25 protein-coding genes are annotated in these 24,913 nt (G+C 38.5%); 19 read left to right on the top strand and 6 right to left on the bottom strand.

Annotation, left to right across the window (positions count from 1 at the left end; translation table 11 throughout):
* Positions 1-74 precede the first annotated feature (74 nt).
* The 6 genes from ESP02_RS02010 (at position 75) to ESP02_RS01985 (ending at position 5,376) form a co-directional block, all read left to right on the top strand.
* Positions 75-1,526, top strand: a complete 1,452-nt coding sequence (locus ESP02_RS02010) for an amidase (RefSeq protein WP_025478289.1) — start codon at positions 75-77, stop codon at positions 1,524-1,526.
* A gap of 21 nt (positions 1,527-1,547) precedes the next feature.
* Positions 1,548-2,384 carry a transporter substrate-binding domain-containing protein gene (locus tag ESP02_RS02005; protein WP_002400231.1) on the top strand — a complete coding sequence of 279 codons (837 nt, stop codon included), beginning with the start codon at positions 1,548-1,550 and terminating at the stop codon, positions 2,382-2,384.
* Positions 2,384-3,043, top strand: coding sequence for an amino acid ABC transporter permease (locus tag ESP02_RS02000; protein WP_002400229.1), 660 nt, complete (start codon positions 2,384-2,386; stop codon positions 3,041-3,043). The genes ESP02_RS02005 and ESP02_RS02000 overlap by 1 nt, the downstream gene beginning before the upstream one ends.
* A 123-nt stretch (positions 3,044-3,166) precedes the next feature.
* Positions 3,167-3,856 carry a hypothetical protein gene (locus ESP02_RS01995; protein WP_002290743.1) on the top strand — a complete coding sequence of 230 codons (690 nt, stop codon included), beginning with the start codon at positions 3,167-3,169 and terminating at the stop codon, positions 3,854-3,856.
* A 5-nt stretch (positions 3,857-3,861) separates the two neighbouring features.
* Complete coding sequence (locus tag ESP02_RS01990) at positions 3,862-4,857, top strand: sce7725 family protein (protein WP_038398933.1); 996 nt, start codon at positions 3,862-3,864, stop codon at positions 4,855-4,857.
* Between the two features lie 6 nt (positions 4,858-4,863).
* Entirely contained in the window at positions 4,864-5,376 is a 513-nt protein-coding gene (locus ESP02_RS01985; RefSeq protein WP_002400227.1) for a GNAT family N-acetyltransferase, read from the top strand.
* 195 nt (positions 5,377-5,571) lie between these two features.
* Here ESP02_RS01985 and ESP02_RS01980 read toward each other — a convergent pair whose 3' ends face one another.
* The 3 genes from ESP02_RS01980 to ESP02_RS01970 all read right to left on the bottom strand — a co-directional run bounded on the left by ESP02_RS01980 (position 5,572) and on the right by ESP02_RS01970 (position 9,293).
* Positions 5,572-6,129, bottom strand: coding sequence for a guanylate kinase (locus ESP02_RS01980; protein ID WP_025478286.1), 558 nt, complete (start codon positions 6,127-6,129; stop codon positions 5,572-5,574).
* An 87-nt stretch (positions 6,130-6,216) separates the two neighbouring features.
* Complete coding sequence (locus ESP02_RS01975) at positions 6,217-7,398, bottom strand: NupC/NupG family nucleoside CNT transporter (RefSeq protein ID WP_002314996.1); 1,182 nt, start codon at positions 7,396-7,398, stop codon at positions 6,217-6,219.
* Between the two features lie 386 nt (positions 7,399-7,784).
* Positions 7,785-9,293, bottom strand: a complete 1,509-nt coding sequence (locus ESP02_RS01970; RefSeq protein ID WP_002400225.1) for a DUF1846 domain-containing protein — start codon at positions 9,291-9,293, stop codon at positions 7,785-7,787.
* Between the two features lie 158 nt (positions 9,294-9,451).
* Here ESP02_RS01970 and ESP02_RS01965 point away from each other — a divergent pair, with 158 nt between their 5' ends.
* From ESP02_RS01965 to ESP02_RS01905, 13 genes are all read left to right on the top strand, one after another.
* Entirely contained in the window at positions 9,452-9,643 is a 192-nt protein-coding gene (locus ESP02_RS01965) for a hypothetical protein (protein WP_002290760.1), read from the top strand.
* Positions 9,644-9,856: 213 nt separating this feature from the next.
* Positions 9,857-10,774, top strand: a complete 918-nt coding sequence (locus ESP02_RS01960; protein WP_002345109.1) for a hypothetical protein — start codon at positions 9,857-9,859, stop codon at positions 10,772-10,774.
* Positions 10,767-11,840 carry a hypothetical protein gene (locus tag ESP02_RS01955; protein ID WP_038398932.1) on the top strand — a complete coding sequence of 358 codons (1,074 nt, stop codon included), beginning with the start codon at positions 10,767-10,769 and terminating at the stop codon, positions 11,838-11,840. The genes ESP02_RS01960 and ESP02_RS01955 overlap by 8 nt, the downstream gene beginning before the upstream one ends.
* Positions 11,841-11,987: 147 nt before the next feature.
* Positions 11,988-12,506, top strand: coding sequence for a hypothetical protein (locus tag ESP02_RS01950; protein ID WP_002290764.1), 519 nt, complete (start codon positions 11,988-11,990; stop codon positions 12,504-12,506).
* Entirely contained in the window at positions 12,487-12,879 is a 393-nt protein-coding gene (locus tag ESP02_RS01945) for a DUF4430 domain-containing protein (protein WP_002400223.1), read from the top strand. The genes ESP02_RS01950 and ESP02_RS01945 overlap by 20 nt, the downstream gene beginning before the upstream one ends.
* A 74-nt stretch (positions 12,880-12,953) precedes the next feature.
* Positions 12,954-13,889 (top strand): cation diffusion facilitator family transporter, encoded by a 936-nt coding sequence (locus ESP02_RS01940; RefSeq protein ID WP_002290766.1) that lies wholly within the window; start codon positions 12,954-12,956, stop codon positions 13,887-13,889.
* Positions 13,890-14,021: 132 nt separating this feature from the next.
* Positions 14,022-14,801, top strand: coding sequence for an AzlC family ABC transporter permease (locus tag ESP02_RS01935; RefSeq protein WP_002400222.1), 780 nt, complete (start codon positions 14,022-14,024; stop codon positions 14,799-14,801).
* Positions 14,794-15,111 (top strand): AzlD domain-containing protein, encoded by a 318-nt coding sequence (locus ESP02_RS01930; RefSeq protein WP_002400221.1) that lies wholly within the window; start codon positions 14,794-14,796, stop codon positions 15,109-15,111. Before ESP02_RS01935 ends, ESP02_RS01930 begins: the two co-directional genes overlap by 8 nt.
* A 242-nt stretch (positions 15,112-15,353) precedes the next feature.
* The gene (locus tag ESP02_RS01925; RefSeq protein ID WP_002329213.1) at positions 15,354-16,964 is read left to right on the top strand and encodes a polysaccharide biosynthesis protein; all 1,611 of its coding nucleotides are present in this window, start codon (positions 15,354-15,356) and stop codon (positions 16,962-16,964) included.
* 157 nt (positions 16,965-17,121) lie between these two features.
* Positions 17,122-17,970: a DegV family protein gene (locus ESP02_RS01920; protein WP_002290771.1), complete on the top strand. Its 849-nt coding sequence runs from the start codon at positions 17,122-17,124 to the stop codon at positions 17,968-17,970.
* A gap of 234 nt (positions 17,971-18,204) precedes the next feature.
* Positions 18,205-18,684, top strand: coding sequence for a DUF6530 family protein (locus ESP02_RS01915; RefSeq protein ID WP_002400217.1), 480 nt, complete (start codon positions 18,205-18,207; stop codon positions 18,682-18,684).
* 32 nt (positions 18,685-18,716) lie between these two features.
* Complete coding sequence (locus ESP02_RS01910; protein WP_038398929.1) at positions 18,717-20,960, top strand: AAA family ATPase; 2,244 nt, start codon at positions 18,717-18,719, stop codon at positions 20,958-20,960.
* 128 nt (positions 20,961-21,088) lie between these two features.
* A complete protein-coding gene (locus ESP02_RS01905) occupies positions 21,089-22,732 on the top strand; it encodes an alpha-glucosidase (RefSeq protein WP_038398927.1) in 1,644 nt (547 codons plus the stop codon).
* A 74-nt stretch (positions 22,733-22,806) separates the two neighbouring features.
* Here the strand turns inward: ESP02_RS01905 and ESP02_RS01900 are convergent, their stop codons facing one another.
* Genes ESP02_RS01900 through ESP02_RS01890 form a run of 3 tightly spaced genes read right to left on the bottom strand, consistent with a single transcriptional unit; the run spans position 22,807 to position 24,661 of the window.
* Complete coding sequence (locus ESP02_RS01900) at positions 22,807-23,352, bottom strand: TIGR01440 family protein (protein ID WP_002290783.1); 546 nt, start codon at positions 23,350-23,352, stop codon at positions 22,807-22,809.
* Positions 23,353-23,373: 21 nt separating this feature from the next.
* Positions 23,374-23,859, bottom strand: coding sequence for an ECF transporter S component (locus ESP02_RS01895; protein WP_002290784.1), 486 nt, complete (start codon positions 23,857-23,859; stop codon positions 23,374-23,376).
* Positions 23,849-24,661, bottom strand: coding sequence for a hydroxymethylpyrimidine/phosphomethylpyrimidine kinase (locus ESP02_RS01890; RefSeq protein ID WP_038398926.1), 813 nt, complete (start codon positions 24,659-24,661; stop codon positions 23,849-23,851). Before ESP02_RS01890 ends, ESP02_RS01895 begins: the two co-directional genes overlap by 11 nt.
* Positions 24,662-24,913: the final 252 nt, after the last annotated feature.

The following is a 24,913-nucleotide window of genomic DNA, read 5'->3' as shown; positions in this document are numbered from 1 at the left end:
ATTTTTGTGCAAGCGTACTCATTGTATGTTAGACGAACTTGTGGGAAAATAACAGGGGCAAAAAGGAGGATAATATGAAAGATGCAACAGAATTAGCGAAAGGACTTAAAGAAAAAGAATTTAGTTTTCAAGAATTAGCTGATGATGTACAGAAAAAAATAAAGAAACAAAATCATGAATTGAATGCGTTTGTTGCACTTGAACCATTCGAGAATAGTTCCACTGAACGATTGATTCCCCAGTCGGAAAAAGGACCATTGGCAGGTATTCCATTCCCTTTAAAAATGCTCGGTCAAGAAAAAAAGGGATGGCTTGCTACTTCAGGATCTCGTTTATTTGAAATACATCGAGCTTCTCATACATCCAATTATGTACAGCAAGCAGAAGCGATAGGGCTAGTTCCTTTTGGACAAACCAATGCGCCAGAGTTTGGTTTCAAAAATATTACAGACCCCGTCATCTATGGACCAGCAAGAAACCCCTGGAACCTTGAATGTACACCGGGCGGATCAAGTGGAGGCGCTGCTGCTGCAGTTTCAGCGGGAATCGTTCCTTTAGCTGGCGCTAGTGATGGTGGTGGTTCTATTAGAATACCCGCTTCGTTTTGCGGATTGATTGGCCTGAAACCTTCGCGAGGGACGATGCCAGTTGGTCCATATGCTTGGCGAGGATGGCAAGGAGCTGCTATTGATTTCGGTTTGACGGTTTCTATGAGAGACACGGAAGCTTTATTTTATGGAATGAGAAGCATCCACACCGGTGCGCCATATCAAGTATCGCCAGTTGAGTGGCAAACACATCCAAGAAAAAAACGTTTGAAGATAGCTTTTTGTATCGATTCACCGATCCACTCACAGATTAGTGAAGAGGCAGTACTTGCTGTAAAAAAAGCTGTAGATTTCCTTGAAAAAGAAGGACATGATTTGACGGAGATTCCTTACCCACTAGATGGTCGTAAATTGATCACGTCTTATTATCAGATGAATGGCGCAGAGACAGCAGCAATGATCCACTCGATTGAAACAGGCATCCAGCGAACTGTCAGAAAAGAAGAACTTGAGCCGATCTCTTGGACTTTGTTCCAATATGGTCAGAAACTTTCTGCCGCTACTTACATTGATTCTCTGCATGTATGGGATGATGCAGCAATTGTGATGGAAAACTTGCATCATGAATATGATTTATTCCTTTCACCAACGACTGCATTTACTGCCCCTAAAATCAGCGAAGATTTGCAAAGTGATACGATAAGAGCACAGATGGAACACATCCATGATTGTTCTGAAGTACAAGCTTTAGAAGTTGTTTCTTCTATGTTTGAGGAAAGCTTGAAGATCACGCCTTATACACAATTGGCTAATCTGACTGGACAACCAGCAATCAGCTTGCCTACTCATTTGACAAAAGAAAACATGCCTCTCGGGATTCAATTTATGTCCGCCAGAGGAAGAGAAGATTTGCTGCTTCAAATCGGCTATCTATTTGAAGCAAGTCACCAGTTCCATTTACCAAATCCATGGAAATAGCAGAAACAAGGAGAAGAAAAAATGAAGAAAAAAAGATTGTTTGCTCTAATAACTAGTGCCTTTTTTATTTTAAGCGCTTGCGGTACAGCTGCCGCTAACCAAGAAGATCACAGCTGGAGTAATGTGGAAAAAAAGAAAGAATTGGTAGTAGCAACTTCTGGCACACTATTTCCCGCTTCTTATTATAATGATCAAAATGAATTAGTTGGTTATGACGTAGACTTGGCGAAAGAGGTAGCCAAACGTTTAAATGTCAAAATCTCCTTTAAAGAATACAATGTGGATGGACAAATCACTTCTGTTTCAAAAGGAGAATCAGATTTTGCTGCGAACGATTTTGGTATCACAAAAGAAAGAGAAAAAAAATTCTCCCTTTCAGAGCCTTTCAAATATTCATTTGACAGTATGATCGTACGAAAAAAAGATGATTCAGGAATCCACTCACTTGATGATCTTAAAGGAAAAAAAGCAGCTGGCGAACCCAATACTAGCTATATGCGTTTAGCGGAAAAACACGGAGCTAAATTAGTCACTTACGATAACGCCACGAATGATCAATATTTAAGCGATGTAGCAAACGGTCGAACAGACGTTATTCTAAATGATTATTATTTGCAGAAAATGGCCGTATCTGCTTTACCAGAGATCCCCGTAAAAATCTTGGAGAACGTTTATTTCAATGAAAACGAAAGTGGTTTTTTATTGAAAGAAGGAAATGATGCTCTTAAAAAGAAAATCGATGGCGTATTAAAAGAGATGAAAGAAGATGGGACGACAAAGAAAATATCTGAAAAATATTTTCAAACTGATGTTTCAGTCAAACCGAAAGAAACGATGACTGAGTCGGTGAGTGATTGATGTACTTTCCTCTCATTGATTTTTCCCTCATGTGGACTTCACTTCCTTTCGTCATGCAAGGCTTGGTATACACATTAGGGATTGGCTTCGTGTCGTTTCTTTTAGGAAACTTGGTAGGGTTGCTTTTGACAGTTTTAGGTCTGTTAGATTGGCTACCTTTGAATGTATTTATCCGTTTTTATTTATCGTTCTTTAGAGGCATTCCCGCACTAGTCCTGCTGTTCTTGCTATATTTCGGGTTACCTTATCAATTAAGTGCCTTAACGGCTTCAGTCATCTGCTTTACGATTACCAGCAGTGCATTTATTGGTGAAATCTATCGAGGATCACTAGCAGGCGTTTCTTCAGGTCAGTGGGACGCTGGTTTAGCTTCCGGTTTTTCTTTCTTTGGGGTTTTGAAATATATCGTTTTGCCGCAAGCCTTTCGAATCTCGGTACCGGCACTCAGTAACGTAGCTATGGATTTAGTGAAAGGTACCTCGTTAGCGGCAACGATCACAGTGCCAGAAATATTTCAAAAAGCAAAGATTATAGGTGGTCGGACATTCGACTATTTTTCTCTCTATATTTTAGTTGCATTGATTTATTGGGTCATTTGTATCGGGATCGAAAAAGTGCAACAGTATTTAGAAAAACGTTCCGTCCATCAGTCAATCTGAAAAATAGAAATGGTGCTAGCGTGGCAAGCATCATTTCTATTTTTGTTTCTTGTGTATTCTGTCTAGTATTTTAAAATCATTTCATGTAAAATGTAAGACGAAAATATGTTCGGAGGTAAAAACATGAAGACTCCGCTAACCATCGAAATAGAATCCTCATTATACCAATATTGCATCGAGCAAGGCGGCTTAGTCGTAGAAGAAGTCACGATGCCTGATGACCAAGGAATTGTAGATACGCTTAGCTGCTTGACAAAATTTGATGGAAGCCGAGAATGGCGATGCTATGAGCTGAAAGTGACAAAAGCAGATTTTCGTTCTACAGCCAAACTGTCATTTGTCGGGCATTATAATTATTTTGTTTTACCAAGTAAACTATATGAAGAAGTGAAAACAGAGATCCCTACAGGAATAGGTGTACTAGTGTATCGCCCGTACACGATCGAAGAGGAAATGCCTGCATCTGGTACATTTATGATTGCGAAAAAAGCAGCAAAGAAGGAGCTTGCTGTACCGGAAGAAGCTTTGACAAACCGTTTTATGGCTTCTTTATTCAGAGAAGTAAGAAAAGCAAAGCAAATGGAGCGAGGCGTAAAATATTTTCCAACAGATCAATTGTACAAAGAATTGAAAAGACGTTCAGAAAACCAAGATCCATTTTCTAACGAACGATATTATGAACGGTTTTTAGAGGAAATAGCTAGTCAGGCAATCAATGAGTTGCAAGAAGAAGTTGCTGCGCTTCAACATGATTATGAATACTTAAGGCAGCAACAGCAGATCCGTCGGTTGCCCACAGAGCCATTGGAGTGAAAAATATGTACTATCCTTATTTAAGAGGAAAACAATTTGACCTATTAGCATTAAAAGAAGCATTGTCGCGAGGATTGCTCTCCAATAAAATCCATCCGGTGATTGAACCAGTACGTGATTCCGCTACGCTTAAAAACGTGATCGAATTATTTCAAAAAAAGCACCATCCAATCGCTGTGATCCAAAATCCCCAAGTAGGACAATTCAAATTATTCGATCAGCATGTGCACAGTTGGACAGTCAAGAAAAATAGCTCTGTCGTCTCTGCACAGATTTTAACGCCAGAAAATCTTAACGGCGTACTGAATTCCCCTCCAACGTTTCTGATTTTCGATGGACAACACTACCCAAAAGACGCAGAGGTATGGAAACAGCTGGCAGGAGTCGATTCGAAATTCTTGATACCAGATGCTAGTCGCTTTCGCATCTGGCTGCCCGAAAATAAAATTGTGATCCGTGACTCTTTTCAAACGAGAAAGCATGTTGAAAGCTATGCAGATAAAACAGATGACTTTTTTAGTGATGACTATCTTTTTTTCCACGAAGATGGATATAGTGGATTTTCTGATTTCACGATCGAAGGCAGCCGTTATTTCGATAAAGGGTTTCCTAGCCGAGCGCTTGCTATCCATCTAACGTATATCGATGCTTACGGTAATATCCGCGTAAAGCATTTTGTCTCTGACAGTAATGATTCCGCTAAAGATCAAGCATTGAAGTTTCTTGAAGCAGGAGATAAAATGAAAAAATGGATCATGCGTCACCATCATCAGCTCTTGATCACTTCAGGAATGATTGAATTACTGGCTCTCTATCAGCAACAAAAATTTCCAGGACTCGGAGTATTGAAAAAGTGGTCGCTAATGCATCATTTGGAACTTATCAGTCAACTACTGGATCATCCCAAAAATTGGCTTAGAAGTTATTCAACAGTTCCTGAACTGTATGAAGTGATCCAAAAATTAGAGAATATAAATGAAAAAGAAACAGAAAAGAGGTAACTGGATGTGTATATTCGGCTAACAAGAAAAGAAGAAGTAGAAGAAGTGGTAAAAATTATTGATGCTGCAGCGGAATTTATTGCTTCGCAAGGCTCTCCCCAATGGCAGAACGGGCAGAAACCAACAAAAGAAACGATTTTGAACGATATTGAAAGAAAAGAAAGCTATGTATTAATAGTCGAAGATCAAATTGCTGGAACAGCTGCATTAGTCTCAGGCGTGGATCCCGTTTACACAAAAATAGATGGTAGTTGGAAAGAATCAACTGGTCCTTATTTATCGATTCATCGTGTTGCTTTAGCAGAAAGTACTCGAGGGAAAAAACTAGCAAAACCGTTCTTAGAACATTTGTTGACGATTGCAGCCAGCAAAGATATCCAAGATGTCCGTATCGATACTTATCCAGCTAATGAACCGATGGAAAAGACCATCTATTCTGCTGGATTCGCTTATCAAGGGATGATTGAATTCCCTTTTGAACATGGTGAAAGAAAAGCGTATCAAAAAATAATCAATTGAGTATAAAAGCATCTTCATAAGGATGAAGACTTAATAATACGGAAAAACAACCAGCTGATCGCTAAGAGGGTGTGATAGAGGGGAGGGGAGCTTCGAGAAATAATTTCCGAAGAAGCTACTTCTGAAACACCGTTCATCGAGAGGTCGTGACATCACTTTTGTCGCGGCCTCTCAGCTTATCTTATGGATATTTAGTTAATCTGTTTCTATCAATAATCCTTTTTTTATTTTATCTGCTGCTTCTTGGAACGCTCCATCGTTTGACACGACTAAAAGTGTGGGAATAGTTGCCAACCGTTCCAGTTGAGCTAAGTCTTCTGCATAAACTGCCATTCTGGCCGAAATCTGTTCGGGTGAATCTCCGCGCTTTTTCAGGCGCGATTGTAATGTTTTTTTAGAAATCGTAATAAAGATCGGACGGACTACCGTGCCAAAATATTCGTATAAATGCCAAAAACCATTTGCCGTCAAAACGGCATAACAATTTCCTTCCTTCAATTTTTTGGTAATCTCTGCTTTGCTGGAACCATATTTATGTTGAGCATATTGATCCCACTCTGCAAACTCGTCTCGCTTGATCATCTGATTGAATGTATCGTCAGAAACAAAATAATAATCCTCTTGATCTTTTTCTCCAGGTCTTGGTGATCGATTCGTGTAAGTAATGATCTTTTGTTCCGGCTGAAAAACAGCTTCTGCGAGTGAAGTTTTCCCAGAACCAGAAGGACCGATAAACACATAGCAATAATTCATCATCATTTCTCCTTTGATATTTAAGCAACTGAAAAAGCTTTGGAAATATTTCCAAAGCTTTTGAAAGCAACGTTGCTTTTTTGTTTATTATACCAGTAATCCAGTCACAATAGCACTTAAAAAGCTGACTAAAGTCGCTGTTAACAAGATCTTCAACCCATGTTTTGCAACAAGATTTCCTTTTTCTTCGTTTAACCCCTTCATCGCACCGGAAATGATCCCGATAGAAGAGAAGTTGGCAAATGAAACAAGGAAAACAGATATGATCGCTGTTGTGCGTTCAGTAAAATGGAAATGACCGTTAGCTAATTCTGTCATAGCAACAAATTCATTTGTAACCAATTTAGTCGCCATGATACTACCAGCATCCACTGCTTCTTTCCATGGGATTCCACTGATGAAGGCAAGAGGGGCAAAGATATAACCTAAGATCTCTTGGAAAGTAATACCGAATATCCCATGAAAGATAGCATTGATCATAGCAATCAAGGCAACGAATCCGATAAGCATAGCAGCAACCGTGATTGCCACATGGAAACCATCAAGAATGTATTCTCCCAACATTTGGAAAAAGGTCTGTTCTTTGTTCTCTTCAATAATTAGTTCGTCTTCTTTTTCTTCTAATACATAGGGATTCACAATCGAAGCCAGAATATATCCGCCAAATAAATTCAAAACAAGGGCAGTAATCACATATTTAGAATCGATTAGTGCCATATAAGATCCAACGATTGACATAGACACGGTAGACATAGCCGAGACACTCATGGTGAATAAACGTTTCTCAGATAAGAAAGGTAATTCCTTCTTTATGGAAATAAATACTTCCGATTGCCCTAAAATAGCAGAAGCTACTCCATTGTAGGATTCTAATTTGCCCATTCCGTTGATTTTACTTAACCCAAGACCAACGGCTTTCATAAACAATGGAAGAATTTTGATGTAACGTAAAATCCCGATAATAGCAGAAATAAATACGATTGGCATCAATACGGAAAGAAAGAAAGGTGCACTTCCTTTATTTGCTACACCGGCAAAAACAAAGTCAACACCCTGCCCAGCAAAAGCAAGAAGATGATCAAACATTTTTGCCAATACAGAAACAACCGCTGTACCAAAAGTTGTACGTAACAATACGAAACCAAGAACAAGCTGTAAAACGAACATCACAATTAGTGGTTTCAATTTGATTGCTTTTTTGTTGCTGCTGATCAAAAAAGCAAGTCCTAATGTGACAAATAAACCAATAATACCTAATAAATAACTCAAATAATCACTCCTATTCCAAATTCCGTTTTATTTTACCTGTTTTGTAAATAAAATACTAATCTTTAGTGAAATTTTCATTACTTTTTTAGAGTAAAACGCATTCATTTTCCATTAGAATACAAAGCAACCAAAATAAATTGAAAAAACAGATAAAAGACGCTAAAAAAACTGATGTTCCTTTGTTTTTTCGTATTTCAAATAGAGAGGGAAAGCAAGTTAAAGTATGAGAAATAAAATTTATCACACTCTTGTTTTTTCTTTCAAACTGAATATCCCTCAAGAAGGGACAAGAAGTGTATCCACTTAGTGATGGTTATAAAAAAACGAAACTATTGTTTAAGCTAATGCTAATAGTTTCGTTTTCAAACTTTATAAGTGAATTTTTTCTATTGGTAGTATAGATTTTCTGAAGGGTAAACAGGTGCGCAAGTAATATCGATTCCTAGTTTTTTCAATGTTTGTTCATCATTTTTATTGACCATCACAGTGGAGTGGGCTTGTGCTCCCTCAAGTTCAGCTAGTTTATCATAAGCAACTTGAGCGATTGGATTCGTTACTGCACTGATTGATAAAGCGATCAAGACTTCATTGATGCTTAGTGCATCCAAAGAGGAATGAAGTGTCTTTGATTTCAATCCTTGTATTGTTTCAAGAACTAATGGTGATAATAAAGGAATGTCATCTGCAATATGTGCTAAATGTTTTACTGCATTTAAGATGACTGCCGCTGACGCATCCATCAATGAGCTTGTACGTCCGGTAATAATGACTTCGTCTGGTAATTCGATGGCAATCACAGCAGAAGGATCTTTTGTAGGACTTTGTGCTTGAATCTTATCTGCATAATCATGGGCAGGAACGACAACGTTTCGGTCTTCAGGACGTAATCCGACTTCTTCCATAATCAGTTTTATTCGATTAACTGCTTCTTCGTCAATCAATCCTTTTTTGAAGTCACACTCTGTTTGGAAATAGCGGCGGATGATTTCTTGTTTAGAAGCTTCTTGGACAACCGCATCATCCACGATACCAAATCCTACACGATTCACACCCATGTCAGTAGGAGATTGATAAACAGATTCTTTACCAGTAATTTTTTCAATAATACGTTTGATTACAGGGAAGGTTTCAACATCTCGATTATAATTTACAGCTACTTTATTGTAGGCGTCAAAGTGGAAGGAATCGATCATATTGACATCCTTCAAATCGACTGTGGCTGCTTCATAGGCAATGTTCAATGGATGTTTCAACGGAACGTTCCATACTGGAAAAGTTTCGAACTTGGAGTAGCCAGCTGCATGTCCTTTTTGGCTTTCATGATACAGTTGGTTCAAACAAGTAGCGAGTTTGCCGCTTCCTGGTCCAGGAGCTGTCACTACAACGATTGGTTTAGTTGTTTCAATGTATTCGTTTTTCCCAAACCCATCTTCAGAAACGATTTTTTCTACGTTGACTGGATAGTCTTCGATTGCTGAATGTTTATAGACTTTGATATTTCGTCTTTCTAGTTTATTGATAAAGACTTTCGTGGCAGGCTGGCCGCTATAGCGAGTGATAACGACACTGTTGATCAATAATCCATAACCGCGTAATTCATCAATCAGCCGCAAGATATCCATATCATAAGTAATCCCATAATCACCGCGGATCTTATTACGTTCAATGTCTCCGGCATAGACGCAAATCAGTATTTCAGCTTGATCTTTCAATTTTTGTAGCAATTTGATTTTCGCATCTTCTTCAAATCCTGGAAGTACACGTTTCGCATGTTTGTCATCCACTAGCTTTCCACCAAATTCCAAATATAATTTATCATAGTGGTTCACTCGTTCCAAAATATACGCGGACTGCTCTTCAATATATTTATCTGAATCAAAACCAATTTTTTTCACTGGGTTCCCTCCTTAAGTACTAAAGCATTTTTTCATTTTTTTTTGGATTCGTCAACTGGAAGAGCAAAATTCCTCAAAAAAACAAAGAAAATGGTTTAAACCAACTTGTCTAGATAGTTATTCATTGGTATGATAGTTTTTGATAAGGAAGGTGCTACATGAAAAAAAGACAGAAAAAGAAAAACGCATATAAACACTATATCCGTTCGATTTTTACCGGTTATGAAAAAATGCTTGAAGATCCCGAATTAGAACAATTGACGTTTACTTATTTAAACGAAGAAACGCAACTAACTCGTGATGACCATCAGCGCATTCATTTCACAACAAGAGATCTGCCTAGTAAATAAAAGAATATGATAAAAGTCATTGTATTCGATTCTGTCCTATCAGATGAATCAGATATCAAAGACTAGTTGATCGAAAAAAAGGCTGTGCCAAATTTTGGTGCAGCCTGTTTTATGGAGCATTGCCCGCTCTTTTTTATAACAATTTTTTACAGAAAATGGTACTATTGAAGTATTAATAAGTGAAAATCAGATGAGTAAGAGGAGGCAAGTAGTATGAAAGAGCCAGATACAAACACAAATTACGAGCAAGGCGAACTAGAGGAGACGAGCACGAATCAGGATACAGCAAAAGAATCGTCTTCTTTTTATGATATCAAAGAAAAAGCAAGCATGAATCTTTCCCAATTATTAGAAGATTTACAGGCTTTTGAAAAAGCTGTCCGCGAAGAAGATATTCCTGAGATCTACCGTTTGTACAACGGCCGATTGAATGAAGAATTAAAACGAAGCTCAAATGAAAATCACGAGATTGACCAATTGCTGATGCGTAAGATCCATGATCGTTTTTTGCAAGAATTTCCTTTTATGGAACAAGTAGAAAGCATCTCACCAACGATGAGCTATTACAAAATCGGCACTTATTACCATGATCGCCCTACAATTGGTATCGATGCAAGTCTGCCAGAAATTTTTGTTTTGCCTAAGATCGATGAAGAGTGGGAGAAATATTCCCAACCGGAGACAACGGACTATGACAAAAAAATCAATGAGCTAGACGCAAAGGTGATCACAGCTCAGACAGAGATCGAACGTTTAGACGAACAGATAAAAGAAATCAATCGGCAGATGACTGATTTGGATGATAATAAAGGATTCTTGAATCGTAAGAAAATCGAGGAAGAAATTCAAGAATTAGAGAAGAAGAAGCAAGTGCTATCTAATGAAAAATTAGGCTGGCTTCCTTATATCGAGACACCTGAAACAATCCAGCAGCAAAAAGAAGCATTGAAACAAGAAGCAAGAGCGGACCAGCTTCGCGCAGCCATCGTAGAAAAAGAGCAACGGCAAATCAGTCGCTATTTCGGTAGCAAAGAGGGATTTGGTCAAGCAATCCATGAATTCTTGATGAATTATCTTGGTAATGAAAATCCTAATAATCAATCTAATGAAGGAGGTTCCGAGTATGAATGAACACGATGAAGCAGAATGGACAAAAAATGAAGCACAGACAGAAGATCATGAAGAAACGAACACTTCATTAGAGGAACAAACAAGTAATCCACTGGAGGACACAGAAAAAGTCCCTATGCCAGAAGAAACAAAAATCCATGAAAAAGAAAAAGTAACTCCGACGAATACGGATACTTCAGAAAATACCCGTGCTTATGAAGTATCAGAAAATCCCGGGTATTTAGAAGGAAAAGAGCAAGATCATCAAGATATCGTCAGTTTGATTGAAACAGCGGAAGCAGAATTAGCGGATTTACGTATGAGAAAATATTTGATGGAATCAGATTTTCCCGAATTATTAGAATCATATGACCGCTTTATATTGAATGAAGAACCGATCTCAACGATTGGAAAGACAAGTCTGATCGAATACTTCACGTATGAATTACTGAAACCGTTGAATGATATTGGTCTGGAACGATCAAATTCAGCTTATGACACATGGAAAACAAGACATTTCTCTATCAATTATACGTTGAATGGACAAAACGAATTAGTCTTTTCCTTTGTATTACCGACCATCGATCAACGATACCAAGTGGAATCGATGAGTCTTCTAAATGTATCACCAGAGACGATGGAAATCGATGTCCAGGATGATCGAGTGCTTTCTTTGATCCGATACTGGTCAGTTGATCGAGTATTCTCAGCAGGACAGATCACGATCTCTAATCACAAATTGAATCAATTATTAGCCCACGCTAGAACACTTGGTTTTACAGTTAATCAGACACTACTAGACAATACGAAGCCACTTCGTTTGAACCTTCAGAGCGAATTTGAATTGACGAATGAAGTATTGGATGATATTTTTATCGTGGCGATGAAAAATCCATCCTATGATATGGAAAAGATCAACGAAACTACTTATCAAGTACGATTAGATAAAGGACAGTCTTTAACGATAGCAATAAACGAAAAAGATCAAACGGTCTTGTCGATCTCATCTGGAGATTACCCACGATCCGTCATTGATTTCTTTATCAATTACGAATTCTTGGTTCCGTTAATGGTGAGAAAGTCCTGATTGGATAAGTTGGATTACCAGAGGTCATTCAGATAATTCTGTTCCAAAGGACTTGCGGCAGTTATCCAGAATAATTGTCACAAGTCTTTTCTGTATGTACTGAATGAACGTGAATCATCTGCTGGTGAAGGAGGAGTTACATCAAGAATGTCCACAAATAAAATCGCCCAGCTTAGCTTATTGTCTGCTGCTTGTGTAGCAGGTAGGATCGCTTTTCAATTTATTCCGAATTTCCAGCCAATGACTGCTATTTTTTTGTTTATTGTCCTTTACTTAAGCTTGAAAGATGCGCTAATTGTCATGAGTCTTTCTATCGCAATCAGCAGTTTTTATTTTGGTGTGGGTCCATGGGTCTTCGGTCAGTGGCTCAGCTATACCGTCGTTCTGGCGTTGTTTTCAATTTTCTGCTCGAGAAGAACAATTCGAAGGAATCTCTGGTTAAAAGGAACCTGCTTTTTTCTAGCAGGTATAGTTTATGGAATAGGGATGACTGTTTTCGATACGCTGCTCTATCATTTACCTCAACCTTGGGTCTATTACCTTCAAGGGGTGTCGTTTGATCTGATGCACAGTATAGGTAATGTTGTGTTCTTCCTTGTTTTTCTGCCAGTCGTCAAACGTTTTTACAATCATTCAGGAGGAAAAAATGAAAAAAATAATTTATAGTCTGCTTGCAATGAGTGTCAGTGTACTCATGTTGACAAGTTGTAGTACAACTAACACACCATCGACTTCCAACCAAAAGGAGGAAGTAAAAACATCGCAAAAAGCAACGATCACGTTACAAGAAAATGGTCAAAACTTTTTGAAAAAAGAAGTGACTTTCAAAAAAGGAGAAACTTTACTGACTATTTTGAAACAAAATTTTGAAGTCGAGGAAAATGATGGCTTCATCACTTCGCTTGAAGGGCGTTCTCAGGATGAAAAGAATCAAACCTATTGGATGTTTACTGTGGATGGGAAAAGTGCTACTACTGGGGCAAAAGAGATCGAATTGAACAATGGACAATCGGTCATTTTCAATTTATCTAAATTATAAGTTTCATAAAAACTGTTAAAGGGCGGATATTGCCGCACTTTAGTCAGTTCACTTGACGAAAGAAGGAAAAGAATATGGAAAATTTTAAAAAAAGCGGAATGTTTTCCGTAATTGCTGCTCTAGGGGCTAATATTCTAGTTGCTATCAGCAAATTTGTCGGCTATGCAATCAGTGGCAGTGCCGCCATGCTGAATGAAAGCATCCATAGTATCGTTGATTGTAGTAATCAGATTTTGCTGCTATTTGGCGATAAACAAGCTAATAAAGGTCAGAGCGACTTGCATCAATTTGGTGAAGGTCGAGCAAAATACTTTTTTAGTACGATCGTCGCAATGATGCTTTTCTTCGGTGGGGGAGCACTAGGGGTGATGGAAGCTTTTGAAAAATTGACGCATCCATCCCATGAAGTTGGTAATCCAATCATTGTCATTGCCATTTTGTTATTTGGTTTGGTAATCGAAGGAAGTTCTTTGCGTGTCGCAATGAAAGAAATCAAAGAATTGAATACTGAAAATCTTTCCACGATGCGCTTTTTACGCGAAAGTCGACATAGTGAAATACTGATTATATTTACGGAAGACTTGTGTGCTGTAATCGGTTTGGTCTTGGCTTTAGCGGGAACAATCTTGACTTATGCAACCGGGATTGCTGCATTTGATGCTATCAGCGGATTACTAATTGGTTTCTTACTGATGGGAGCTGCGATTTTCCTAGCAAAAGAATTTTATAGTCTGATCATTGGTGAAAGTGTGACAGCAAGCGATTTGTCAAAAATCAAGTTAGCCTTTGAACGACCTGAGATCAGTCGGCTAATTGATATCAAAACCGTTCATTTAAGTCCAACGGAAATTTTAGTCGCTGCAAAAGCAGATATTGTTGGAAACAAAGAAAATGAAACGTATTCGATTATCAATGATATTGAAAAAAATATGCGTCAGTCTCTTCCTGACAAGAAGATGTATATATACATTGAAACAGATAAATATGACCCAAATTATTCTCACAAATAAAACGTATGTTCATGAATTGAAGCAAAAATGAGAAAAATATAATCTTGTTTTTAAATAAAACGGCTACAATTTAGCGAATTTATGTTACAATGAGTCCGCTGTTTATTTGTTGTAATTAAAGGAGATATTTTAATGAACAAAAAGAAAAGTGCGCCATGGCTTCAAGCTTTGCATGCAGTGATGCCGCTTTGTATAAGCTATATACCAGTGGGATTAGCTTGCGGAGTATTGTTGCAAAAAGTTGGATTTGATCCTCTCTTATCAGGGCTGTTATCGATTCTGGTCTTTTCCGGCGGCGCGCAGTTTTTAGTTGCATCTATGCTTACGACGCAAGCGTCATTTGCAACGACATTATTGATGGTTTTCTTTTTAGAATTACGCTATACATTATTAGGAGCAAGTCTTGCCGGTTTTATGAAAAAAGAAAAGCGGACGTTTTTAGCTGCCTTTTCTCAATCACTGAATGATGAAAACTATGCAGTGAACTACTTAAAGTTTTCAACTGACCCTTCTTGGAACAAAAGAAAAGCTTTATATGTCAATTGGTTCTCAATGGCTGCATGGGCTGGTAGCAACATGATCGGTAATTTTTTTGGCTCGGTGATTCGAGTAGATGCTGACCTTGTCCATTTTGCTTTGACTGCTATGTTCATTTTCATGTTTGTCATGCAAATGAAAAACGCACTACTGATCTTTACAGGTTTGTTTTCAGGTGTATTAGGGGTGATATTCATGGTATTATTCCAAAACACATTCGGCTTGATTGCAGCTACTGTTATTGCTTCATTTGCCGGATTTATGTTGGAGAAGGCATTTAAAAAAGAAAAAGCCAAGAAACTAAGGGATCGCGGCAAAGATGTCAATGAACCGCTCTTCAACTTCCCGGAACAGGAGGCCAACCATCATGACTAAACTATATTTGCTGTTTTTAGTTGCTTGTCTGTTCATCGTTGCGTATATCCCGCGCTTGTTCCCGATGCTTTATTTTACTCATCGAAAAGTGCCGGCTTGGTTTAGTGACTGGATGAAGTATGTACCAGTAGCATTGTTTGCGGCGTTAGCTTTTAAAGATGTCTTCATTACTCATGAACATCTGGATATTGCTTGGAATATCAAAATAGCTGCAATGATTCTAGTAGCAGGTGTGGCTTACAAAACACGTTCGATGGCATTGTCAGTTTTGACAGGACTTGCGTCTGTCTTTTTACTGTCCATGCTTTAAACTGTTTTATTCCCTAAAAAACAGAGATTGCGACATAAGTTGTTCAAACTGATCTATCCAAACTGCATTTGCATCAGCCAATTGTGGATGCAAATTCATTTGTTCGGATAAAAAGATTAGTGTTGGCTTATGATGCAAGCTCTTTTTTGTTTTAAGAATTAAAGAGGGATTTGTCCTTCTATGTTTTTTTGCTATAATAGGGAAGATGTTTATTTTATGAAAGAATAGTTGAGGGAATTTAGATGAATAAAAAATTGATGCAAGGAACATTTTGGCTAACCTTTGCTAATCTTCTATGTAAAGTTTTAGGGGTAGTCTATTTGATTCCCTGGCTAAGTATGATGGGGAACAATCAAGATGGTATGCTTGCTACGACATTATACAATGTTGGCTACCTTCCTTATGGATTGTTCCTGATGCTTGGTACAGTCGGATTTCCAAATGCGATTGCAAAAAAAGTAGCTGTAGCAACAAAAGAAGGAGATAACGCTGCTTGTCGGCTGATTTTTCGGAGTACGATCAATATCATGTTCGTCATCGGTATCGCCTCTGCTGCGTTGATGTATTTATTTGCTCCTTTATTAGCCGGAATCAGTCCAATCGCTAACGTTAACAACGGGATACTAGCTATCCGAAGTTTATGCCCATCTTTGGTTGCTATCCCGATTTTGAGTGCAATGAGAGGATACTTCCAAGGGAAAAACGATTTACGACCTTATGGAACTTCTTTGATTATTGAACAAGCTGTACGAGTGATCGTTATCTTGGCTGGTACTTATTACTTGCGCGTATTGACTGACGGAACCATATTAGAAGCTGTATTGATCAGTACAGTTGCTTCTTTCTTCGGTGGATTAGCTGCGATTATCCATATGTATATCGTCGGACGCAGAAAAGACTTCTTTGAACTTAAAGACTTTTTGATTTCCAGCCGTTACTTCGAAAGAGAAAACCGATCTGCCTCTGTCTCTATTATTCGGGAAACACTACCGTTCATTTTTGTCGGCTCCGTCATTACTATCGTTCAAATGATCGACCAAGTAACAATGAAACCACTGCTTCACTTTTTCCGTCCAGAGATTGCAGATCAGCAACTGGAATTCTTATTCAGTCGTGCTTCTGTTAATCCAAACAAACTGACATTGATCCTGATTTCCATGGTAGGAACGGTTGCTATAAGTAGTTTGCCAATACTAAGCACAATGAAGAAAAAAGATCGTTTACAAATCGAAAAGACAGTAGGAGACAGTTTTTCGATTGCGTTATTGATCCTTCTTCCTTCATTGACCGGGATGTCTTTATTAGCTGGACCATTATACACATTGTTTTTTGGTTATGATCCTGAAAGTGTTGGTTATTTCCAAATGGCTTTGTTAGCTTCTTTGTTTTTCTCTTTATTCACGATCCTGTCTACGATGCTTCAATCTCTGAACCACCATCGTTTTGCGATTCGACTAACTGTAGAAGCAATTATCCTGAAAGTCATCTTCCAAGTAATCGGATTAGGACTAGTTGGCGGATACGGAATGAGCTTATCAAATGGCTTGGCATTCGGTATCGTCTTTGTTCGTGGCTATCACTTTATGTGCAAAGAATACCGAATAGCACCTTTAGCAAAAATCAGCAGTTTTTTCTTAAAAACTTTCCGATCTACCTTGATTATGCTTGCGGTATGTTTTATCATTTTCTTTTTGCTGAATCAGCGATTGTCAATGGAATCAAAAAGTTATGCAATGGTTTATTGTGTGGCTTTAGGAAGTATTGGGGGTTTAGTATTTTTATTTTCTCAATTCGGAAAAAATGGGTTCCGAATGTTGAAAAATGTTAAACATCGTAGCGGAAGCAAAGAATAGGCTAACTAGTCGTCTTTTTGCTGTCACTAGAAAAACGGCAACTCGTATGATTACGCTTGTCGTTTTTCTATTTTCCAATTTTAGTTTCATATCTAATCTTACTTGTGATATAGTTATGAGGTCTGGAAAAATTCTTTGAAACGAGGAAATTAAACACATGAAACTTGCAGTAGTTACAGATAGTTCGGCATATCTGCCGGAACGTATCAAGAACCATCCCGACTTATTCGTGATTCCAATCCCTTTGATTATGGATGGGAAAATTTATAACGAAGGAATCGATATCGAAGCGGATGAATATTATGGACTTTTAAAAAACAGCAAAGATTTTCCTACTACTTCACAACCTGTCGTAGGGGAAGTTTTGGCTTTATATGAGGAATTGAAAGAGAAAGGGTATGACACGATTTTAAGTATCCACCTTTCTTCAGGTATTTCTGGTTTCGTCAACACCTTATTTGCGATGAAAGACGATATCAGTGGAGTAACGGTCATTCCTTATGACTCTAAGATCACTAGTATGCCGATGGGACATATGGTAGAAGCTGCCTTAGACTTAAACGATGAAGGTCAGCCCCTTGATGAGATACTTGCGCATGTCGATCGAATTCGAGATAATACTTACGCTTATCTAATTGTAGATGATTTGAACAATTTAGTACGGGGAGGGCGATTGACCAATGGCGCTGCGCTGATTGGTAGCTTATTGAAAATCAAACCGATCCTGACATTTTCTGAAGGAAAAATTGTTTTATTCGAAAAAATCCGTTCAAGTAAAAAAGCATTTGCTCGGGCTGAAGAAATCATTGGCAAAAGAAATAACGAAATACAACCGCCAGTCAAACTTTACGTGATACATGCAAACAATTTAGAAGTAGCGATTGCGGAAAAAGAGAAATTGCAGAAAAAGTATCCAAATGCAGAAATCGAAGTTGGCCATTTTGGACCAGTCATTGGTACACATTTAGGCGAAAAAGCCATCGGCATCGCCATTTCAGCGCAATAATTCCTTTTATTCAAAAAACATACCAAAAATATTCTAACATCATCTTGCTCTTTATTCACGCGATAAATGAACGTGCAGAAGAGCAAGATGATGTTTTTATGTATTTCTAACAAACAGGCTCTTTTTCTTTGCATTTCTCTCTTCAGTCATTTATAATGTCGCATATAGTTTAGTAAATTAGTAAACTACTGATTTACTAATTTACTAAAAATAGAAAGACGAGGAGTTAAAATCATGGAAATACCTACAAATTTAAAACATAAACCAGTGCTCGTTGTAGAAGACTACGATAAAGTTGATGGAAGAAATGCATTGCATACGGACGCAAAAGGTCTTTCTCTGGGTCTCGCTCAATGGAATGACCGTGGAAAAGTCGACATATCAGGTAAAGTATGGCGACATACTGGAGAAAAATGGTCTCGACAATCAGAAGAATTACCAATTACACGTATTTTAGACTTAGCGATCTTAGCTGCACAAGGAAGTTTATATTTCCAAGATGCTTATCGTTATGAAAAATTCTATGATCCAGAAAATCCAGTTGTGGACATCATTGGTTTGCAGGGAAACCGGATGACAGTCGAGGTAGATACCAAAAATCCAAAGATCGATGAAGACATTATTTTGTATTACGATACACTACAAAAAGACGGAGAACTGATTGGGGAACGATTCCGTATTTTAAAACGTCTTTTAGATGAGTTAGGATATTAATAGACAGAGATGATCAAAAGGGGAAGAGAAGCATGGAGAATTTCTCACTAACAGAAAACCGGACCTTTTCACGGCTAGAAAAGCAAATGATCTGGAAGAAACCGAAAAGCCATCGGACAAGTGCAGAAGAGTGGCGGATCGCCTCCGAAATCAAAGAAAATTGGCAAGATCCTGAAATGAAAATCAGTAACGTTCTTTTAGAAGGAGACGCCGGATCGGGTAAGACACAATTAGCAAAAGCACTATCTGCTGATTTGCAACTTCCCTATACAAAAGTGACCTGTTTTGCAGATATGGACAAATCAGATGTGTTCGGCGCCTTATTACCTGTAGTAGATTCCGATAAAGAACAAGACCAAGAATTGCTGGAAGCTATTTACCAAACAGATACACTTGAAGCTGTACTGACACTGATCCAGAACCATTACGGCATTGATCCTTTTTCTGCCAAAGAAAAATTAGCAGAGCTAGTTCAAAGAATCGAAGCCGATTATCCAGAGGCAATCCATTATAGTTATTATCCTTCTGAAATCGTTCGAGCGATTGAAAAAGGATATCTATTAGAGATCCAAGAGCCGACTGTCATCCGTGATGCCTCTGTTCTTGTCGCACTTAACTCAGCGCTCGAACCAAATGGGATGTTGAATTTGCCAACAGGAATCATTCGTCGCCATCCAGATTGTATTATTGTCATTACCACAAATCGAAACTATCAAGGAAATCGTCCCTTAAATGAATCCTTAAGAGATCGGATGCAGCATGCGGAAAAAATGGATCTTCCTGCCTTAGAAGTCATGGCAGAACGTGCGATGGCGAAAACCATGATTCAAAATCAAGAACTCCTTATGAAGATGGCAGAGATTATCCGTTTATTGGATGAAACTGCAAAAGCAAATGCCATCAAAGGTGTAGCAGGAATGCGTTCATATTTTTATTGGGCGAATACCTATAAGCAAGGACAAGATTTACTCCAGTCGATTTATCCAAAAGTTTTGTATAAATTATCCACTGATCCAGATGAATTGGCGATCCTTGAGCAAGCTTTGTCTGAGAGTGGATTGTTATTGGAACTTCAAGACATTTTGAGAAAAGAAAAATGGGGCTATCCTCAAATAGAACCTCAATCTGAGCATGCAAAAGGAAGAACTATCAGCGCCGAAGAAGCAAACGAACGAAACATCACTGAAGATGCTGAAGAAACTTTGCGCTTAGATGAAAAGAAACAACTGTCTGCTGAAGAACCAAATGAGGGAGAAGAGAGACTAGAGAAAACAACAGAAAAAAACGAGATGCCTCCTCAAATGCAAAAAGAACGCAGGAGCGATATCGAAGGGAAAAATCAGAAGGAACAACAACAAACAGAAGAGGATTTCCAAGAAATGTCTGCTTCTGACATGGAAACACATGATAAGGAAATCAAGAAGCAATTGAATAAAGAAGCGCGACAAATCATGAAGGAAACGATTCATGAAAAAGAAGGTCTCATCGTTCACCGACCAGCTTTCCAAGGAAAAACGCAGGAAGCACGTGAGCTACAAGTGCAAGTCATGCCGATAGTAGAATCACTTAGCCGACAAATTTTAGAATTACTGGATAATGAACAAACAGAGACGTACCAAAAAGGAAAATACGAAGGCCAGCGGTTCAACGCCAGCAGAGTAGCATATGGTGATTTGAGAAATTATGACAAAAAGAACCCGCCACATGAGCAGCCTTCCTTAGCGGTAGCTGTGCGGATCGATGAATCTGGATCAATGATACGGGATGATCGGATCGAAGCGGCAAAAAAAGCAGCGATTGCCATTGCCGAATTTGCTAAGAAAGTCGATATCCCCTTGTTGATTTACGGGGATACAGCAGACCGTTCAGTAAGAGAAAAAACTTCTTTGTTTTCTTATAAAGAATTTGAAGACGGGTTTCAATGGTTAAATGAAAAATTAGTCACTATGAAACCAAGACAAAACAATCGTGATGGAGCGGCCCTTCGTTTAGCAGCGGAAAAATTAAACAGACAATCCGCCACAACCAAACTGTTGCTTAATATTAGTGACGGTCAGCCAAAGGCGTTGCCAGATTATACTGGCAAAAAAGCAAAAGAGGACATCCAGTCTGTTTTGAAAGAATACGAGCGTCAAGGCATATTATTTGTTTCCGCAGCTATTGGTCAAGACAAAGAAGAAATCAAGACGATCTACGGTGAAAGCCGTTTTGTAGATATTACTGACCTAAATGAATTTCCCAAGCAAATGATTCAATTGATTGCCCGTTATCTATGATAAAATAAAGCTCAACGAATGCACTTAGCAGATTCGTTGAGCTTTTCGTTTCTAGTTACCGGTAACAAGGATACTTCTAAAATAGAATCGGTTATAATCAAGAGGGACCGTTAAAGGAGTGAAACGATATGATACAAGAACAAAAATGGTGGAAAGAAGCAGTAGGCTATCAAATCTATCCGGATAGTTTCAAAGATAGCAACGGCGATGGTCAAGGAGATATCAATGGGATCCGCGAAAAACTTGGATACTTGAAAGATCTTGGCATCGGATTTATCTGGATCAATCCAATCTATCAATCTCCATTTATTGATAATGGTTATGACGTAAGTGACTATCAAGACATAGAAAAGCGATTCGGAACGATGGAAGATTTTGATTTATTGCTGAAAGAAGCACATGAACTGGGAATCAAAGTCATTATGGATCTTGTCATCAACCACAGTTCAGATCAGCATCAATGGTTTGAAGAATCGAAGAAATCCAAAGAAAGCCCTTATCGAGATTATTACATTTGGGTCGATGGAGTAGATGGCAAAGAACCAAATAATTGGACATCGATTTTCGGCGGCTCTGCTTGGGAATATTCTCACGAAACAGGACAGTATTATCTGCATGTCTTTGCGAAAGAACAACCAGACTTAAATTGGGAAAGTGAGAAATTGAAAGAGGAACTATTCAATATGATTCGATGGTGGCTAGATAAAGGGATAGACGGATTTCGCTTAGATGCGATTTCTCATGTAAAAAAAGATGAATATTCAGTAAATGCCACAGAGAACCCTTTTTCACCCTTTCAAAATGTCTCAGGAATCGAAGAACATTTGACTGATTTGAAACATATTTTTGAAGAGTACGATATCATGACAGTCGGAGAAGCAAGCGGCGTTACTGCAGAAGAAGGACCGGAATGGGTAGGAAAAGACGGTTATTTCGATATGATCTTTGAATTCGATCATATCCATATTTGGCAGCAAGAAAAAGAAGGGCAATTAGACGTCCTTAAGTTAAAACATGCATTAAGTGCTTGGCAAACTTCCCTAGATGGTATCGGATGGAACGCTTTATATATGGAAAACCATGATGTTCCTCGTGCCGTTTCTGTGTTCGGAGATACCCGTCCCGAATTTTGGGCTATGTCTGCAAAAGCAATCGCTATGATGTATTTCTTTTTGCAAGGAACGCCATTTATTTATCAAGGACAAGAAATTGGAATGACGAATATGCCTTTTGAATCGATCGATCAAGTTGATGCAGTGGATTCGAAAAGACTATATGAAAGGCTTCTTGCGGAAGGTAAGACAAGAGAAGAAGCATTAGATATTATTCGCGAAACCACCAGAGACAATAGCAGAACACCCATGCAATGGACTTCAGAAGAATATGCTGGCTTTTCAACACATGAGCCTTGGATGATCACTAATCCAAATACCAAAACGATCAATGTAGAACAACAAGAACATGAACCGGATTCGATCTTGCAATTCTATAAGAACATGATCCGCATTAGACAAATCAATAAAGGCCTGATATACGGTTCTTATAAAGAATATCTTCATGAACATCCACAACTATATGTCTATGAAAGAAATTTAGAAGATGAACAGTATCTTATTATGGTAAACTTGACGGAATCATTTGCTGACTATGAACTCCCAAAAGAAGCAGATCAGTCATGGACATTACTCTTGTCAAATTCTTCTAGCGGAAACTTTGAAAAAAAAGGAACACTAGCACCTTATGAAGCTCGTCTTTATAAAACAAACAATTAAAAAACTTCCTCGTTAAAGTTCAATAGTTGGACTTTTCGAGGAAGTTTTTCTGATTGGTCTGTCAATTACCCATCTTAATAATTTGCTCTAGGACCACCAATATATTTAGGACGAGAGCGAAGGGCTGTCACATGGGCTTGTCCCAAGGTTTTCAAACGAGGTCTGACAGGCACTTGGACATGTTTGATATGCATACCGATTGAAGTGTCACCGATATCGATGCCGGCTTGCCCAATTACATGCTCCACTTCGACAGGATCATTGAACTGCTCAAAAGCAGCAACAGAACAAGCACCTCCAGCATGTAATGCAGGGATAACAGAGACGATTTCGAATTTTTTTGCTTCTGCCACTGTTCGTTCTACCACCAATGCTCGATTCAGATGTTCGCAACCTTGGACAGCTAACGCAATTTCTTTAGGATCTAACAACTCTTTTAATGTACGGATGATCCACTGACCAACTTCCGCACTGGAATTTTTTCCAATATGTCCACCGACGACTTCGCTTGTGCTGCACCCTAAAACAAAGAGATCTCCTTTTTTCAAGTGTGCTTCAGCCAATACGTCATTAACTATTTCAGTCAATTGAACTTTCAATTCTTTTTCTGACAACTTCATTCTCTAAAACCTTCTTTTCAATTAATATTGCTTCCGTGCTTGAATACGTTGAAGACTTGCAGTTATAGGAAAGGCAAGACCCATACCGATAAGATTTTGAAAGATATTCCCGGGGATAGAAGCCACTCCAGCCGGCCAATCATACAAAATCCAACCGGCGATACCATAGCCGACGATCATAACTAAGCTTCCTAAAAAAAGACCAAATAGCCACATGCGAGTAGAAGATTTGCTGAAAGATCCGGCAACATATCCTTGTAATCCGTGAATCACTAATGAAAAAATAGCCCATTGCGGATACCCTGAAATCAAATCGATTAATAGACCACTGGAAGCACCGACAACTAATCCACCCATTGGACCATAAAGAAAAGAAGCAGTATAGATTCCAGCTTCACATAATGTCACAAAACCGTTCGTAGCCGGCACAGGGATCAAAATAGTTAATGAAAGTGCAACGGTCAACGCAATCAGCATCGCATAGATTGTTAGTTGTTTAGTTTTCATTTATCGTTCCTCCTTTTTGGATACCGCCAGACCAGACGCTTCCTGTATGATCATTCATCAGCACGCCATTGGAAATACAATGGGCAACAAATTTTTTACTTTCTACTACGGCTTTTGAAACATCTAATCCTAATACAAGATCCGCTGTTATTGCAGAAGAAAAGGCACAACCGGCACCATTTACTGTTGGGGTGTCGACTTTTTTCTGAGAAAACACCTCATGATGGTCAACTGAATAGAGAAGATCCACAGCTTGTTCGCCAGCCATCCTTGTGCCGCCTTTTATTACAATTTTTTTTGCTCCTGAAGCAGTGAGCTCTTTAGCGAGATGGATCATTTCTATCAACGAAGAGGGGAGAGCTTGACCAGAAAGTAAAGCAGCTTCTGCCAAATTAGGCGTAATCATCGTAACAAGTGGAAAAAGTTCTTCGATGAGCTGCGAAATATATAATTGATTGATCACAGTTTCAGTTTCTTTGAATGCCAAAACAGGGTCTAAAATGATTGGGATATTCTGTTTTGCTTTTATGAAGTCTCGAACAACCATGATTGCTTCACTTGAATTCAATAACCCGATTTTGATTCCATCTAATGAAGTCATTTGATCAATTGAAGCCAACTGTCGTTCAAGCAATTCTGAAGGAATAGATTCCAGGATAAATCGCCCATTCGTATCTAGTACCCCTATAGATGTCAGGGCGCTTAGCCCGAATAGACCAAAATCTTCAAAAGTTTTTAAGTCTGTTTGGATTCCTCCGCCAGCAAATGGATCAGAACCACCAATCGTCAAGATTCTTTTCATAACATTTCCCTCCATGAATAAGAGTATAACGAAATTTTCAAAAAAGAAAAACAGCCAATTGGCATATTTTTATCTCATCCAATTTTCAAAAGAAGCGAAAAGGGAATGTGACAAAAATCGTGTCACATTCCCTTTTTCCAAATAAACGGTGTTCAATTAGCTGGCCCTCGATATTAGCTCTACAAACGGCAAAATATGAGGAACTATTTTTGTTTGGCTGTTCTTATTACTTGATGCAGGACAGCTTTTTCA

This window comes from Enterococcus sp. NBRC 3427, from assembly GCF_007996925.1.
GTDB classification, from domain to species: Bacteria; Bacillota; Bacilli; order Lactobacillales; family Enterococcaceae; genus Enterococcus_B; species Enterococcus_B lactis.
This window is presented reverse-complemented; position numbering and strand designations above follow the sequence as displayed.